Origin of the sequence: Proteus mirabilis HI4320 (assembly GCF_000069965.1) — a bacterium.
Taxonomy (GTDB): Bacteria; Pseudomonadota; Gammaproteobacteria; order Enterobacterales; family Enterobacteriaceae; genus Proteus; species Proteus mirabilis.
The window spans coordinates 1,639,687-1,655,809 of record NC_010554.1; the positions used below are offsets into that span (position 1 = coordinate 1,639,687).

Consider the following 16,123-nt stretch of genomic DNA (forward strand, 5'->3'; position numbering starts at 1 on the left):
AATTACATACCTAAACGATAGTTAGGCGATTCTTTCGTGATAGTCACATCATGAACATGGCTTTCCTGAATACCCGCACCACTGATGCGAACAAATTCAGCTTTGGTATTTAATTCTTTGATGGTTGCACAGCCTGTTAAGCCCATACATGAACGTAAGCCACCCATTTGTTGGTGAACGATATTTTTCAGTAAGCCTTTATATGCCACACGACCTTCAATACCTTCTGGTACTAATTTGTCTGCTGCATTATCAGTTTGGAAATAACGATCTGATGAACCTTTAGACATTGCGCCTAAAGAGCCCATACCGCGGTAAGATTTATAAGAGCGACCTTGGAATAGCTCGATTTCACCCGGAGATTCTTCTGTACCTGCAAACATAGAGCCAACCATTACACATGCTGCTCCAGCGGCTAATGCTTTAGCAATATCACCAGAGAAACGAATACCACCATCAGCAATCACCGGAATATTGCGATCTTTCAGTGCTTCAACAGCATCAGCAATCGCAGTGATTTGTGGAACCCCAACACCTGTTACGATACGAGTGGTACAAATAGAGCCAGGGCCAATACCCACTTTAACAGCACTCACACCTGCATCCGCCAGCGCTAAAGCCCCTTCTGCGGTTGCCACATTACCCCCAATAATAGGTAAGTTTGGATATAAAGCGCGAGTTTCACGAATACGCTGTAATACCCCTTCGGAATGACCATGTGAGGAGTCGATAAGAAGAACATCAACACCAGCTGCCACTAATGCGGCGATACGCTCTTCGTTACCTGCACCAGCGCCAACCGCAGCACCTACACGTAAACGACCATGCTCATCTTTACATGCATTAGGCTTGCGTTCTGCTTTTTTGAAATCTTTAACGGTGATCATGCCTTTTAAGTGGAAATGATCATCGACTACTAAGGCTTTTTCTACGCGCTTCTCATGCATTTTTTGCATAACAACATCACGCGCTTCACCTTCTTTAACGGTAACTAAACGCTCTTTTGGCGTCATTACCGCAGTGACAGGTTGATCTAAATCAGTGACAAAGCGAACATCACGACCAGTAATAATACCCACTAATTCATTATCTTTAGTCACTACCGGATAGCCAGCAAAACCATTACGCTCTGTCATTGCTTGGACTTCGCGTAAAGAAGTTTCTGGTGTTACCGTGATAGGATCCGTCACAACACCGCTTTCATGTTTTTTAACACGACGAACTTCTTCAGCTTGGCGTTCGATAGGCATGTTTTTGTGGATAAAACCAATTCCACCTTCTTGAGCTAATGCAATAGCTAAAGATGCTTCAGTCACAGTATCCATTGCAGCAGAAAGCATAGGCACATTTAAGCGAATTGTTTCAGTCAGTTGAGTAGATAAATCAGCAGTATTAGGAAGGACAGTCGAGTGTGCAGGAACTAACAAAACATCATCAAATGTAAGTGCTTCTTTTTTAATTCGTAACATAGCAATATCTCACCAAGGCGGCTTTTAAGAAATGGAAAATATTGCCGCGGCATTATACACACCGTAATCGGTTGCTTCTAGCTTTTTTTGAAAATTTTTATTGATCCTCTGGCTAACTTAGGTAGTATCAGTCAATTAAGTCTTTGTTTTAAAATTTGATCTGGCTCACATGACTCTACCGATAAACAATAATATTTTTACTGTTAGCCGTCTAAATAAGACCGTTCGCCAGTTATTAGAAATGGAAATGGGTCGCATTTGGATCAGTGCTGAAATTTCCAATTTTACTCAACCTGCTTCTGGTCATTGGTATTTCACGTTAAAAGATACCCATGCTCAAATTAGAGCGGCGATGTTTCGCGGTCAAAACACAAAAGTCACTTTTCGCCCTCAACATGGTCAGCAAGTATTAGTACGTGCGACTATCACGCTGTACGAACCTCGTGGTGATTACCAACTGATTGTCGAAAGCATGCAACCGGCGGGTGATGGATTATTACAGCAGCAATTTGAGCTTTTAAAACAAAAACTAAGTGCTGAAGGTTTATTTGATGCTCTTCATAAAAAACCACTACCAACACCTGCTAAACAAATTGGGGTGATCACCTCCTCAACTGGCGCAGCCTTACACGATATTTTAAATATTTTACGTCGTCGTGATCCCTCATTACCTATTATTATTTATCCCACAGCCGTTCAAGGTGCGGAAGCACCAATGCAGATAGTCCATGCCATTGAGCTGGCTAACCGTCGTAAAGAATGTGATGTGCTAATTGTCGGCCGAGGTGGCGGCTCATTGGAAGATCTCTGGGCATTTAACGATGAGCGCGTAGCCCGTGCTATTTTTGCTAGTGATATTCCTATTGTCAGTGCCGTGGGTCATGAAACTGATGTGACTATTGCTGATTTTATTGCCGATCTTAGAGCGCCAACCCCTTCTGCCGCTGCTGAGTTAATTAGTCGCAACAAACTTGAGCTATTACGCCAATTGCAGTCACAGCAACAACGTCTTGAAATGGCGATGGATTATTATCTAGCAAAAAAATTACGCGCACTAACACAACTTCATCATCGCTTACAACAACAGCATCCACACTTACGCCTTGCTCGCCAACAAAATGTATTGGCTACAACTAAACAGCGTTTAGTGACCAGTTTTCAGCGCCTCCTACAAACAAAACAGAATCAACATACTCAGCTACAAAAACGCCTTAATTACCAAGAGCCAAGCCCTCAAATACAAGCACTACTGCGCCAACAACAACAGTTAATTTATCGTATGAGAGAAAGTATTTCACAACAGCTTGCTCGTCAACGTGAACAATTTGCAATTAGCTGTTCACGTTTAGAAAGTGTGAGTCCTCTCGCAACCCTTTCTCGTGGTTACAGTATTAGTGAAGTTGCTTCAGGTGACGTACTGAAAAATACGAAACAAGTTAAAAAAGGTGATACGCTAAAAACGCGTGTTGAAGATGGCTGGATCACCAGTGAAGTGATAAATACACAAAAAATACCTGCTAAACGTAAACCAGCCCCCAAGAGTAAGTCATCCATTTAAACCATATACATGGCAACCATAACAACGGCATCTTAATGATGCCGTTTGTGTTACTTGGTAACGATGGATAGCAGAAAACGCTTTCGCCCTGCTTTCAGGGTATATTACCGTTTATATTAAAAACGAATTTCTCCACCAAACAGGAAACTTCTGCCTCTAGCCGTTTGTTTATTTTGTCCCTGTTCATCCATAATTGGCGCTGAATTACTTCTATCAAGTGCATTTGAATAATTTTTATTCATGAGATTATGTACCGCAAATTTTAATGACACATTTTTATTCATTTGATAGTTAGCGTACGCGTTGATCACGGTAGGGATTTTTTCTTGTTCGACCATGGGAATAGTGCCTGTATCAAAATCAAACCCTTCAGCTGAAGCTTTACGACTTTTACCGGTAATTTGAATGATGGTGCCTAATTCGAGAGATCGGTCATCGAATAACCTCACACCAGCATCAATCGTTGCGTAGTATTTGGGAAGTTCTGATGCAGGACTTTGCCCAAAATCCCCCATCGCAAGAGAAGTGGGTTGTGAGGTGCGCTCATTGCTATAAGAAAGCGTGGTATAAAATACATCAGCATCATAGTTTACTTGTAGTTCATAGCCTCTCATCGTCACAGGATCAAGGCTATTTGTGTATAAATAGATATTTCCATCGTATTCCATGCCACTGTAGTCATCGTCAGTAAAAGTGCCATCGATTTTACAACGTTTACCCCCTTTACAAACATTATAAGAATCACTGGAAATATAGTTTTTAACTTTAGTATGATACCAAAGTGCTTTTAAGCGAAAGCTGTCTCCAGCAACAATTAAATCAGGGCGATAACTATTAAAACCTATTTGGAAAGTATCCGCTTTCTCACTTCTTAAAAAGGGGTTCATCGATGCCCCACCTTCATTAGCAAAGAAAATTTCCTGTGGGTTTGGTGCCCTTGTCGTATGGGCATAACTGATAAATGGTTCAAATTCAGGGATAATTTGTGCAGAAAAGAGTGCTCCCGGCTCCCACGCTTTTTCGTGGCGATTAACATTCATCGCACCTTCAGGGAAACACGCTGCTTTGGGATCACAAGCGGGTTTATATCCTTTAATATGATAATCCGTATAGTTTAAATTTAATGCGAGGGTATAAATATCGTATTCAAATTTTATTTGTGAAAAAAGACTGCTGATGTCGTTTTTTCCTTGCGGAGCAAATACATTGTATTCAATCATATTTTGTGATTGCCATGGATCGCTCGAAGGAGCTGTCACTTCTCGATTATAATCAATCGACATCAGTTTAGTGCCTAATGTTAGTGCCATATCCAGCTCATGATAATTAAATCGACTGGTATTTTTAGCGACAAGTGCATTGGAAATATTTTTCGCATGTCCATTGCGTAATGACATTAAAGAGTCACCGGCAAATTTTTGCGAAGCTTGGCTTCTACTCAATAATATTTCACTATCAAAAAGATCGTTTAGTGGGGTATAACGATATTTAGCATAATAATCTTGGCTCTCTATGGTTCTTCGATTAAATTTATTATTATAAAACCGACCGCTTAATTCTATTTCATGAGAATCATTAGGTTTAAACGATATTTTTGCTAATTCAGAATGTGGCTTTTGGTTAAAGTCTTTAGTGGTTGCAAACTCATGACTATTAAAACCTGCCCCATTTTTATAAGAAGATTCAATATTATGTCCACTTATGGCAAATATAGCGCCAATATAACCATCATGATTAAGTATCGGCTGTTTTCCTGCAATCGCAACCATACCGTTATAACCTAATCCATTAGTCCCTCGAGCCGCTTTACTTCTTATTCCCCAACGATGATTAGAAAATAAAACATCATCAATACCTATTGTTTTAAAATTAGCACTCCCCGCTAACGCATTAATACTATTTTCACCATCTTGTTGACCACGAGAAATATCAATTTGCACAATAAAGTTAGGATCGATCATGCTATTAAACTGGTTGTATGGTTGTCCACCATGCGCATATTGGCTAGGTGACGTGCTATACATCGTTTGTGTCACCCCATCAATCATCATATTGACTCGACCAAAACCACTTAATCCCCGGATATTAACCCCAACACCCGGCTGACTGGCATCCATTTGGGTGTAAGTTCCCGGTGTAGATCGTAATGCTTGTTCTACCGAGCTAAGATTATTGATTTCACCAATAGCGCTATAAGCCCCCGGCTTAGATAACGCTTTTTGCTCTGGTGTTTGTTTTTGTGCCGATGAGACTTTTAAACTACTAAATTGAACTGTTTTTTCCGTTTCAGCCGCAAACACCAGAGAATGAATACCAGAAAATAGAATACAAGAGCCAAGTATTTTCCTTGTTAATTGAGTTTTCATAATAAACCTATTCTTTGTTTTATTTAAATAGGCTCACTTTGCTTTCTATAAGCTAAAAGTTATTTAATTTAATAAATAACGATATTGTTATTATTGTTTTATAAGATAAAAATTAATAGCATTAACCCTGTCTCTCATTAAAGAGAGACAGGTTAATCATTAAAAATTTAAAAGGCTTGGTTTAATTACTTGATATTTTGTGTCTTAAAATAAATATCAGGCTGCTCTAACATTAAAATAAAGGCATATTCTCTCGCAGTATCACGTAGACGATTAAAACGACCGGATTTACCTCCATGTCCTGCACTCATATCGGTTTCAAGCAGAAGTAAATTATTATCTGTTTTTAATTCACGTAATTTAGCCACCCATTTTGCCGGCTCCCAATATTGAACTTGAGAATCATGTAAACCTGTAGTGACCAATAAATGAGGATAGGCTTTGGCCTCAACATTATCGTAAGGGCTATAAGATTTTAAGCGGAAATAAACATCTTTATCTGCAGGATCACCCCACTCTTCATATTCACCTGTTGTTAGCGGAATAGAAGCATCCAGCATGGTTGTCAAAACATCGACAAATGGTACCTGAGCCACAACACCACGGTAGAGTTCAGGTGCCATATTGATAACGGCTCCCATAAGTAATCCACCAGCACTACCGCCCATCGCGTAGACATGTTTGGGTGCACCATAACCTTGGTTAATAAGGTATTTTGTGGCATCGATAAAGTCAGTAAAGGAGTTGACTTTATGCTCCATTTTCCCTTGGTTATACCAGCGTTTGCCTAATTCACCACCACCTCTAACATGGACAATGGCATATACAAAACCTCTATCTAATAAACTTAAACGGGCAGAGCTAAACGAGGGGTCGATACTGCTGCCGTAAGAGCCATAACCGTAAATTAAGATTGGATTTTCGCCTTTCTTAAATAAGTCTTTACGATAAACCAGCGATACAGGCACCTCGACACCATCTTGTGCTTTTACCCAAATACGTTCACTTTCATACAAATCATGCTTAAAGCCTTTCACTTCCTGCTGTTTAAGCAATTGTTTTTCTTTGGTTTGCATATTCCATTGATAGGTAGAAGAAGGCGTAGTCATTGAGGTATAACCAAAACGTAACTCTTCACTATCAGCTTGTGGATTGACACTTAGCCATGCCATATAGACAGGATCATCAAAAATAATATTTGTTGATTGTCCTGTTTTCCAATCAATTTGGCGTAATGACACTAAACCTTGTTTGCGCTCTTCAAGCACTAACCAACGATTAAACAGTTCGAAGCTTTCCAAGTCTACTTCTGGCTGAGGAGCAATTACGGTTTGCCAAGGTGCATCGATAGAGGCCGTTTTATAAAGACCATATAGCTCACTTTCATGATTAGAGCGAATATAAAATTCACCTTTAAAATGATCGATATAATATTCTCGCCCTTCTTGGCGAGGAGAAAAAACCACCATGGGTTTTTCTGGTGCATTGGCATCAATTAAACGATATTCAGAGGTTGTAGAGCTTGCAATAGTGACTAGAATATAATCTTCTGATTTGCTTTTCTCCATCCAGGTATAAAAACGATCATCATTCTCTTCAAAGATTTTCACGTCTTGTTTTCTATCACTACCGTATTGATGGCGATAAATTTGGTATGGCAATAAAGTTTGCGGATCTTTATCTACATAGAACAGTGTTTGGCTATCATTTGCCCATACTAAATTCGCTGAAATATTGGTTAAAACATTCTCTTGCCATGTTTTATCTGTCAGATCTTTATAAGCAACTGTATAGTTACGACGTCCTTCTTTATCTTCAGCAATAGCAATACGTTTGTTATCTGGACTAATGGCTAAATCACCTAATTGATAAAACTCATGCCCTTTAGCTCGCTCATTACCATCAACAAGAATTTCCCATTCTCCATCACTTCCTATTGGTTTACGTTGATAAATAGGAAAGTCTTTACCTTCTTGGTAAATGGTTTGGTAAGTATAGCCATTATAATCATAAGGCACTGAGGCATCATTTTGTGCCATACGCTCAACCATCTCATTATAGAGCGTATTTTCTAGTGTTTTGCCCGCTGCCATTACTGACTCAGTATAAGCATTTTCAGCCTTAAGATAGTCAATAACTTGTTTATCTTTGCGTGCATCATCCCTAAGCCAATAATAATTATCAGTACGAGTGTCACCATGATCTGTCATCACATGGGGGATTTTATTCGCTTTCGGTGGCATCATAATAACGTCCTTCTCTGTTTGAGCCATTGTCGGTGTTGCGGTGATCAAGATTGCCATCATGGCACCTGTTAATCCCTGCGTCACCGTTTTTCTTGTCGCGGATAACATGTTTAATTCCTTGTTATGTTAGGATTATAAAGTCAATGTGGAAAATTCAATTGCCATTTCAATTGTTATTTGACCATTAAAAAGCAGTTCTTCTGGGGGCTTTGGTAATGGCTGAGCACGCTTAATAACACTTTGTGCCTCTTTATCTAGTGAGCGCACACCACTGCTATTAATCAATTCGCAGGCTATGACATAACCTTGTCCATCAACAATAAAACGCACTTTAGGTGCTCCCGTACGCCCTTTTCTTTTCGCTTCTTCAGGATAAGCTTTATAACGATTTAAATGACCTTTGGCCTTAGCTTGCCATAATGCCAAGGCATCTGCTTCTTTATTTGCATCACTATCATAATTTGCAGAAACATCGTTAGCCTGTTGTTTCGCAACAGAATGGCTTGTTGAGGGCGCGGATAAACTCGATACATTTTCACTGACAATAGGTGAAGGTTTGGTTGGTGCAATTGAAGGGGCAACCTTAACTGAAGTCTGGTTTTGTAGCACTTTTTTCGGCTTTTCAAGCAAAATATCTGCATTTTCATTAATAATAAGATTGGGTTGTTTCTCCGCAATCTCTTGCTGCTGCTTTTTTTGGCTGGCGACAGCCATTTGCTGATCAACACCGACAATCTGTTTTTCTTTATTCACCGCTTGGACGTTTTCACTTAAGCTAAGCATAACAGCCGGTGCAGGTTGATGGATTATCACCGGGCGTTGTTGCGTGATATAAAAATAACTAATGACTAAAGTAAAATGAAATACTATTGATAAAATAAAGCCTGAATATCGACAAGGCTGTAATTGCGCCATTTGGTTAACGGAAGAAGAGATCAACATATGCGTATTATCAATAATCAAGGATGGGCTGCAGGAGTTATCCACAAATAATCGGCATGTTCAGAGGTAATATCGCTACCTTCTTCTGCCATAATAAGTACCGTGACTGTTTCATTAGGGGCTAAATCTTTAATATGTAAAGGTACACCCATTAATTTAGTGGCATGAAATGAGCCGGCAATCAACAGTGCGGGCATAGGGGCATTTAATAAACTTTTTGCCATTGCACGATCACGCAGTTGTTGGATCACGGTCATTTTTTCAATTTGTGTTTTATCAAGTGCACCACCATGAGAAAGCTCAATAGTTTTACTAATAAGCTGACGAACAGCAGGTTGCGTTGAATATTCACCTTCAATATTAGGTGGATTTTTATATGCATTTGTAATATCACTGCGATCGATATTAGCAGCTAACAATGGATAATCTGCTTGTAGCCCTTCTTTAATCAGATTGCCATACCCTTTCCAAGACCAGCCTTTATTCCAATTGAGTACAGACATTAAACGTTCATCACGTAAATATTGTGAGCTAGAGTAACGTTTTTTCGTATTATCAACTAAGTTTTGCTGATCTGGCGTCAACATCTCTAATAAAACCGCACCTTGAGGACGTTTATTGGGAAGTTGTGTCATTAACCAATACTCAATCTCATGGTGATATTGATTGTCATGTTTTTCGCCAACAATCACCCGCGATTGGCTGGCTAATTGAGTTAATAGCGCATTAGCTGTGATTGTCTTTCCTGTACGCGTATCAATAATATTGGCTGATGTAATAATAGCGGGAGTTGTGCTAGGTACGGTGTTTTTTTCTACTGTACTACATGCGCAGACAGTAATAAGTGAAGCTAATAACAGGAACCATTTAGATATTGAAAAAAACATATTAACCTTATAGTTATATTTACTTATTTTTAATATAGGCTTAGATTAATATTAATAAGAATAATTATCAATATCATTGTTATAATTATTTGTATTTAATGTTGACGGATTGATACCGTAAAATAAAAACGCCTTTTATTAAAAAAGGCGCTTTGCTTAAAGTGGTTATTTTAATCAGTTTAGCGATTAGCGTTGAGATTGTGTTTGTGCTTCAACCACAGCTAATGCCACCATATTAACAATGCGACGAACAGATGCAATTGGCGTTAAAATATGGGCAGGCTTAGCAACTCCCATTAACACTGGACCTACCGTTACCCCATCGGAGCTAGTGACACGTAATAAGTTATAGCTAATGCGCGCCGCTTCCATTGTTGGCATCACTAACAGATTAGCTGAACCTTTTAGTGGGCTGTCTGGCATAATATCGCGACGAATTGACTCAACTAGAGCAGCATCAGCATGCATTTCACCATCAATTTCTAATTCTGGTGCGCGTTGTTTAATAAGCTCTAACGCTTTTCTTAATTTTATGGATGATGGGCTGTCAAAAGAGCCAAAACTTGAGCGGGATACTAATGCTGCTTTTGGCTCAATACCAAAGCGACGAATAGTATCTGCCGCCATTATAGTGATGTCAGCAAGTTGCTCAGCGGTAGGATCTTCATTTACATAGGTATCAGTAATAAAGGTGTTACCACTCGGCAGTAATAGTGCATTCATCGCCCCTGCAGTATTAGATCCTTCACGTAAACCAAAAACATTTTTATATATTTCAAAATGTTCCGAATAACTTCCCACGGTTCCACAGATCAAGCCGTCTGCTTCCCCTCTACGTACCATAATTGCGCCAATCAGTGTTGGATTACCAATAACGGCTCGACGAGCTTGTTCTTGCGAAACACCACGACGTTTCATTATTTGATAATATTCTTGCCAATACTCTTTAAAACGCGGATCGTTTTCATTGTTTACAACTTCAAAATCTCTACCCGCTTGAATATGTAAGCCTAATTTCTGAATACGCATTTCAATCACACTAGGACGACCAATTAGGATCGGCTCAGCAAGTCCTAAAGTGACTAATTCTTGAGTCGCATGCAGAACGCGGTTATCTTCCCCTTCCGCCAATACAATGCGTTTTTTCTCTTTTTTCGCTTGAGCAAAGATAGGTTTCATAAATAAATTCGTTTTATAAACGAATTCATTGAGGTGTTCGATATAAGCGGCGAAATCTTCAATTGGACGGGTTGCTACACCTGAATCCATTGCAGCTTTTGCAACGGCAGGCGCAATTTTAACAATTAAACGTGGATCAAAAGGTTTTGGAATAATGTATTCTGGGCCAAATGACAGTTCTTGATCGCCATATGCGCTAGCAACCTCTTCATTTTGTTCTGCCAGTGCCAATTCAGCAATTGCATGTACACAGGCAAGTTTCATCTCTTCATTGATAGCGGTTGCCCCCACATCCAGCGCACCACGGAAAATGAACGGGAAACAGAGAACATTATTGACCTGATTAGGAAAATCAGAGCGTCCGGTACAAATAATCGCATCTGATCGTACCGCTTTGACTAACGGTGGTAAAATTTCTGGCTCCGGATTTGCTAGCGCAAGGATCAGCGGGTCGCGTGCCATTTTTTTCACCATCTCTTGGGTCAGTACCCCCGGCCCTGAGCACCCTAAGAAAATATCGGCATCGTTGATCACATCATCAAGTGTGCGGCTGCCGTTATCTTTAATCGCATAAGCCGCTTTAGTTTCTGCCATATTGGCTTCACGGCCTTGATAAATAACCCCTTTTGAGTCACAAACAACAATATTTTCACGCTTTAACCCTAAAGCGACAAGAAGGTTCATACACGCGATAGAAGCAGCACCGGCACCTGAAACCACTAAGCGAACTTTATCAATATTTTTACGAACAATACGTAACCCGTTGATAATAGCGGCCGTAGAAATAATTGCCGTACCATGCTGATCATCATGAAAGACAGGGATATTCATTCTCTCACGCAGTTTTTGTTCAATATAGAAGCATTCCGGTGCTTTAATATCTTCTAAATTGATCCCACCAAAAGTCGGTTCTAATGAAGCGATAATATCCACCAATTTATCAGGATCGGTTTCATTCACTTCAATATCAAATACATCAATGCCGGAGAATTTTTTAAATAATACGCCTTTACCTTCCATCACAGGTTTACCTGCTAAGGCGCCAATATTACCGAGTCCTAAAACAGCCGTACCATTAGAGATAACGGCAACCAAATTACCTTTCGCTGTAAAGCGATACGCAGCTAAAGGATTAGCCGCAATTTCAAGGCAAGGAGCCGCAACACCCGGTGAATAAGCTAATGCTAAGTCACGTTGTGTTATTAGTGGTTTAGTTGGTGTCACTGTGATTTTGCCAGGATTAGGGAATTCATGAAAATCCAATGCACTTTGTTGTAGTTTGTCTTCCATCTTCATATCCTTTGTATCAATAGGGTAAGGGCTTGGTTAGTATAATGGTAATAGCTCGTTAAATCATGATGGTATCGACACTTTTTTCAAATTAGTTCATCTCATTTATTATAAACCGCTCATACCTATTTCTGGGTATATTATTAACCCAGTTTAATTTCATTATGGAAATAAACACGAACAGAAAAAATACAATCTTTGTTTATTATTTATCTATAACTAAATTAACTCTTAAAATAATTAAACTTTTTATATTGTTTTATAAATCAATAACTATTTTTACTTGTAGTTGCATTTTAATATAGTTAAAAATTAACTTAATACATTGTAATAAAAGGATTTATCTATCATTAGAACTTTTATTAGTCGTTTTGGTTATTTTCTTTTTTACCCGTAACAATAATTGGTGTAATATTGCCAACCGTCAATTTTATTTTCTTATTGTTTTAATAAGATATCTGATTCTAATTTTTATTCCTTATTTGGAATTTATTTTTTATTTTCTGCTGTTGAAAAGATTACGCATATTATTTTTTAGGGAGAGGGGTTATGCCTAGCTACTCAATTATGATAGTGGATGATCACCCTATCATGAGATATGGATTACGGCTATTGTTAGAGCAAGACAAGGAATTTATTGTAGTAAGCGAAAGTGGCAATGCTCAAGAAGCAATCACCACAGCAAAACAGTTAAATCCTGATCTTATTATGATGGATTTACACCTTCAAGGACGCTCTGGTATTGATATTATTCGTTCTCTGCGTCGCTGTGGTTTAACATCTTATGTATTGGTTTTATCAATTTCAGATTCTCGCAATGATGTGTATGCTGCATTAGATGCTGGTGCTAACGGTTATTTATTGAAAGAGTGTGAACTTGATATGTTGCTACTCAGTTTACGTAAAGCGGTGGTTGGGCGCCCCGTTTACAGTGAAAAAGTTTGGCAATATATCCAATTAAGACAAAACTATTCTGATCCGCTATCTGCGTTAACAAAAAGAGAACTTGATGTCCTTCAAGAAGTGGCGGTGGGAATGAAAAATAAACAGATTGCCGAAAATCTGTTTATCTCAGAAGAAACCGTCAAAGTACATATTCGTAATATCTTAAAGAAACTACAAGTGACATCACGTTTAGCGGCGAGCCTTATCTTAATTAAGCATCAGCACTAAACGAATTTACCCCGACATTAAGTCGGGGTAATTAAGTTCTTAAGGAAGCCATTCTCTCACTTTAGAAAATCACTCAATAGGGACAGGATAACTTAATACTTTGAAGTGATTATCGGGTAACTTTTCAATTTTTAACTGATAAAGCTCTCGGTTGATACCGTTAATCACTATATCCAGTTCACTAAATGCTGACTGTACATCACTATTTCTAGCCCAAGCAGGAATATCTTTGACACCATAATAAAAATAGATAGTACTTTTATCTGAATCGATAGGTTGTATCTCTTTTATTTGGCTAATAAAAAGGTGTCCATAACAAAAATCTTGATATGGTTGCCAAGCTTTTCGTCCCTTCTCGCTTAGAGAGAACACCCACTCGTCACCATCGACAGTTTGTTCAATTAAACCAGCATCCATTAATGCATTCATTCGCTCTAAAACCCATGGAGCATCATTTTCATTACTGTAAACGGGCCATTTCCCTTCGCCTAAACACAATAAATAATCACTGTTAAAAAATGCCTGTAGGGCTGTTTTATACTCATCAACCTTTTTGCTGTCTTCATCTTCATTAGCCCAGCTAAAAGTAGAGAGTAAAAGCAATATAAGACTCAGTGAAATACTTTTCATATTTTCTTTTACCAACGGAAATCTTTATTTCTATTACTCTACGTTACACAATTCGTTACACTTAGGTGACAGGTTAATATCCAATATATTTTATAATGTAAATAGGATTTTTCACTACAACAAAACCTGCTACTTTGGATCTGTATAACACTTATACGTATTGATACCAATATTACGTATTGTCATATAAGGAAAATATCATGTCTACTACTAACCTGACATACACGATGTACGGCATAAAAAATTGCGATACAATCAAAAAAGCACGTAAATGGCTAGATGATAATCATATTCCTTATGTTTTTCATGATTACCGTAAAGACGGTTTGAAGGAAGCATTATTACTCACCTTTACAGAAAATTTAGATTGGCAGACATTGGTGAACAAAAGAGGAACAACTTGGCGTCAATTATCTGATGAAGAAAAAAATGCTATCACTGATGTGAATGCAGCCATTGCACTTATGCTTGATAAACCTGCCATTATTAAACGTCCAATTTTAGTCTCTTCTGATAATCGTTTTATGGTAGGTTTTAATGCTAATGATTACCTGACTTTTACAGGAGCCTAATTTTTATGTCCTGCCCTGTTATTGAACTTGCACAACAACTTATTTCTCGACCTTCCGTAAGCCCAGATGACCAAGGTTGTCAGCAACTGATCATCGAAAGATTAACACCTTTGGGCTTTACCATTGAAAAAATGCCTTTTGGTCAGACCGAAAATCTTTGGGCATGTCGTGGTGGTGAGGGAGAAACCCTCGCATTTGCAGGACATACCGATGTTGTTCCTCCCGGCGCTAATGCATTATGGGATAACCCGCCTTTTGAGCCATCTATTCGTGATGGAATGTTATATGGCCGAGGTGCCGCCGATATGAAAGGCTCTCTCGCAGCCATGGTTGTCGCGGCTGAACGATTTGTACATGCTTATCCGCAACATCGTGGGCGTCTTGCTTTTTTAATTACCTCCGATGAAGAAGCCGATGCGCATGATGGTACCGTTAAAGTGGTCGAGTCATTAATATCTCGAGGAGAGCGACTTGATTATTGCTTAGTGGGTGAACCATCAAGTCAGCATCAACTCGGCGATATGATAAAAAATGGCCGACGGGGTTCAATAACAGCAAATGTCACTATTTATGGTACGCAGGGCCACGTTGCTTACCCTCACCTTGCACAAAACCCTATTCATATGGCGTCACCTTTTATTCACGAGTTAGTGAATACGGTATGGGATAATGGCAATGAGTATTTTCCCGCCACTACCATGCAAATTGCCAATATTCATAGTGGAACAGGCAGTAATAATGTGATCCCAGGTGAGTTATTTATACAGTTTAACTTTCGTTTTAGCACCGCTATTACAGATGAAGAAATTCGTCAACGTACTGAAGCATTACTACAAAAATATCAGTTGCGTTATCACATTTCTTGGTCTTTATCTGGGCAACCTTTTATCACTGGTGAAGGAAAACTACTGGATGCGGTACGTTATTCAGTAAAACACTACACCAATATAGAGCCAACGCTTTCAACTAGCGGAGGCACCTCCGATGGACGATTTATCGCCCAAATGGGTGCGCAAGTTGTTGAATTAGGGCCTATTAATGCCACCATTCATAAAGTAAATGAGTGTGTCAGTGCTGCTGATTTACAACAACTTAGTCGCATCTATCAGCGGATCATGGAGCAGATTATTTTATGATAACCCCTTTAATGTTAACGGGTCGTTCTACGGATCATTTAGTGACTTTATCAGAACGACATCATTTACAGTTTAACGCGACAAAAGCCTTTTTAGCGTTACAACAGCAAGCGGCCAAAGCGGGATTTAAATTAATGCCTGCCAGTTCATTTAGAAGTTTTGAACGTCAGTTAGCGATATGGAATGGCAAATTTGAAGGCACTCGCCCTGTATTAGATGCTGAAAGTCAACCTATTGATATTCAGACATTATCAGAAGGCCAACGCTGTGAGGCGATTTTAAAATGGTCTGCATTACCCGGAGCAAGTCGCCATCATTGGGGCACCGAAATTGATTTTTACGATCCTTTCCGTTTACCTAATGGGCAATCATTGCAATTAGAACCTTGGGAGTATGAACAAGGGGGCTATTTTGCACAACTTAATGACTGGCTGACTGAAAATATGTCAGCTTACGATTTTTATCGCCCTTTTACCGATAAAGAGAGTTATATTGCCTATGAGCCTTGGCATATCAGTTATTTGCCTCTCTCTTATGAAGCTTCACAGGCCTATACTATCGATATCCTTCGCGCTGTTTTAGAAGAAGAGCCGATTTTAGGTAAACAATGGCTATTAGATAACTTAGAAACGGTTTATCAACGCTATATTGTGCTACCAGAATAATTAGATTTTA

12 protein-coding genes are annotated in these 16,123 nt (G+C 39.0%); 5 read left to right on the top strand and 7 right to left on the bottom strand.

Annotated elements, in window-relative coordinates:
- Positions 1-2 precede the first annotated feature (2 nt).
- The gene (gene guaB, locus PMI_RS07525; RefSeq protein WP_004243391.1) at positions 3-1,469 is read right to left on the bottom strand and encodes an IMP dehydrogenase; all 1,467 of its coding nucleotides are present in this window, start codon (positions 1,467-1,469) and stop codon (positions 3-5) included.
- Between the two features lie 169 nt (positions 1,470-1,638).
- Here guaB and xseA point away from each other — a divergent pair, with 169 nt between their 5' ends.
- The gene (gene xseA, locus PMI_RS07530) at positions 1,639-3,027 is read left to right on the top strand and encodes an exodeoxyribonuclease VII large subunit (protein WP_004243392.1); all 1,389 of its coding nucleotides are present in this window, start codon (positions 1,639-1,641) and stop codon (positions 3,025-3,027) included.
- 116 nt (positions 3,028-3,143) lie between these two features.
- Here the strand turns inward: xseA and PMI_RS07535 are convergent, their stop codons facing one another.
- The 5 genes from PMI_RS07535 to maeB form a co-directional block, all read right to left on the bottom strand.
- A complete protein-coding gene (locus PMI_RS07535) occupies positions 3,144-5,393 on the bottom strand; it encodes a TonB-dependent receptor domain-containing protein (RefSeq protein ID WP_012368029.1) in 2,250 nt (749 codons plus the stop codon).
- 185 nt (positions 5,394-5,578) lie between these two features.
- The gene (locus tag PMI_RS07540) at positions 5,579-7,747 is read right to left on the bottom strand and encodes a S9 family peptidase (protein WP_086935852.1); all 2,169 of its coding nucleotides are present in this window, start codon (positions 7,745-7,747) and stop codon (positions 5,579-5,581) included.
- Positions 7,748-7,771: 24 nt separating this feature from the next.
- Positions 7,772-8,626, bottom strand: coding sequence for a TonB family protein (locus PMI_RS07545; RefSeq protein ID WP_223304308.1), 855 nt, complete (start codon positions 8,624-8,626; stop codon positions 7,772-7,774).
- Entirely contained in the window at positions 8,599-9,468 is an 870-nt protein-coding gene (locus PMI_RS07550; RefSeq protein ID WP_012368031.1) for a ChaN family lipoprotein, read from the bottom strand. Before PMI_RS07550 ends, PMI_RS07545 begins: the two co-directional genes overlap by 28 nt.
- 186 nt (positions 9,469-9,654) lie before the next feature.
- On the bottom strand, positions 9,655-11,937 hold the full coding sequence (gene maeB, locus PMI_RS07555) for an NADP-dependent oxaloacetate-decarboxylating malate dehydrogenase (RefSeq protein WP_004250839.1): 2,283 nt from the start codon (positions 11,935-11,937) through the stop codon (positions 9,655-9,657).
- 549 nt (positions 11,938-12,486) lie between these two features.
- Here maeB and PMI_RS07560 point away from each other — a divergent pair.
- On the top strand, positions 12,487-13,110 hold the full coding sequence (locus tag PMI_RS07560; protein ID WP_004248273.1) for a response regulator: 624 nt from the start codon (positions 12,487-12,489) through the stop codon (positions 13,108-13,110).
- A gap of 69 nt (positions 13,111-13,179) precedes the next feature.
- Here the strand turns inward: PMI_RS07560 and PMI_RS07565 are convergent, their stop codons facing one another.
- A complete protein-coding gene (locus PMI_RS07565) occupies positions 13,180-13,740 on the bottom strand; it encodes a hypothetical protein (protein ID WP_004248274.1) in 561 nt (186 codons plus the stop codon).
- A gap of 200 nt (positions 13,741-13,940) precedes the next feature.
- Here PMI_RS07565 and PMI_RS07570 point away from each other — a divergent pair, with 200 nt between their 5' ends.
- Genes PMI_RS07570 through PMI_RS07580 form a run of 3 tightly spaced genes read left to right on the top strand, consistent with a single transcriptional unit; the run spans position 13,941 to position 16,113 of the window.
- Positions 13,941-14,312 (top strand): ArsC family reductase, encoded by a 372-nt coding sequence (locus tag PMI_RS07570; protein ID WP_004248275.1) that lies wholly within the window; start codon positions 13,941-13,943, stop codon positions 14,310-14,312.
- A 5-nt stretch (positions 14,313-14,317) separates the two neighbouring features.
- The gene (gene dapE, locus PMI_RS07575; RefSeq protein ID WP_012368032.1) at positions 14,318-15,448 is read left to right on the top strand and encodes a succinyl-diaminopimelate desuccinylase; all 1,131 of its coding nucleotides are present in this window, start codon (positions 14,318-14,320) and stop codon (positions 15,446-15,448) included.
- A complete protein-coding gene (locus PMI_RS07580; RefSeq protein WP_004250835.1) occupies positions 15,445-16,113 on the top strand; it encodes a M15 family metallopeptidase in 669 nt (222 codons plus the stop codon). Before dapE ends, PMI_RS07580 begins: the two co-directional genes overlap by 4 nt.
- Positions 16,114-16,123 lie beyond the last annotated feature (10 nt).

What these genes read in the sequence shown, in the direction of transcription:
- xseA (WP_004243392.1), top strand. Translation starts at nt 1,639, where the DNA reads ATGACTCTACCGATAAACAATAATATTTTTACTGTTAGCCGTCTAAAT.
- PMI_RS07550 (WP_012368031.1), bottom strand. Translation starts at nt 9,468, where the DNA reads ATGTTTTTTTCAATATCTAAATGGTTCCTGTTATTAGCTTCACTTATT.
- PMI_RS07560 (WP_004248273.1), top strand. Translation starts at nt 12,487, where the DNA reads ATGCCTAGCTACTCAATTATGATAGTGGATGATCACCCTATCATGAGA.
- dapE (WP_012368032.1), top strand. Translation starts at nt 14,318, where the DNA reads ATGTCCTGCCCTGTTATTGAACTTGCACAACAACTTATTTCTCGACCT.
- PMI_RS07570 (WP_004248275.1), top strand. Translation starts at nt 13,941, where the DNA reads ATGTCTACTACTAACCTGACATACACGATGTACGGCATAAAAAATTGC.
- PMI_RS07540 (WP_086935852.1), bottom strand. Translation starts at nt 7,747, where the DNA reads ATGTTATCCGCGACAAGAAAAACGGTGACGCAGGGATTAACAGGTGCC.
- PMI_RS07535 (WP_012368029.1), bottom strand. Translation starts at nt 5,393, where the DNA reads ATGAAAACTCAATTAACAAGGAAAATACTTGGCTCTTGTATTCTATTT.
- PMI_RS07580 (WP_004250835.1), top strand. Translation starts at nt 15,445, where the DNA reads ATGATAACCCCTTTAATGTTAACGGGTCGTTCTACGGATCATTTAGTG.
- guaB (WP_004243391.1), bottom strand. Translation starts at nt 1,469, where the DNA reads ATGTTACGAATTAAAAAAGAAGCACTTACATTTGATGATGTTTTGTTA.
- maeB (WP_004250839.1), bottom strand. Translation starts at nt 11,937, where the DNA reads ATGGAAGACAAACTACAACAAAGTGCATTGGATTTTCATGAATTCCCT.
- PMI_RS07565 (WP_004248274.1), bottom strand. Translation starts at nt 13,740, where the DNA reads ATGAAAAGTATTTCACTGAGTCTTATATTGCTTTTACTCTCTACTTTT.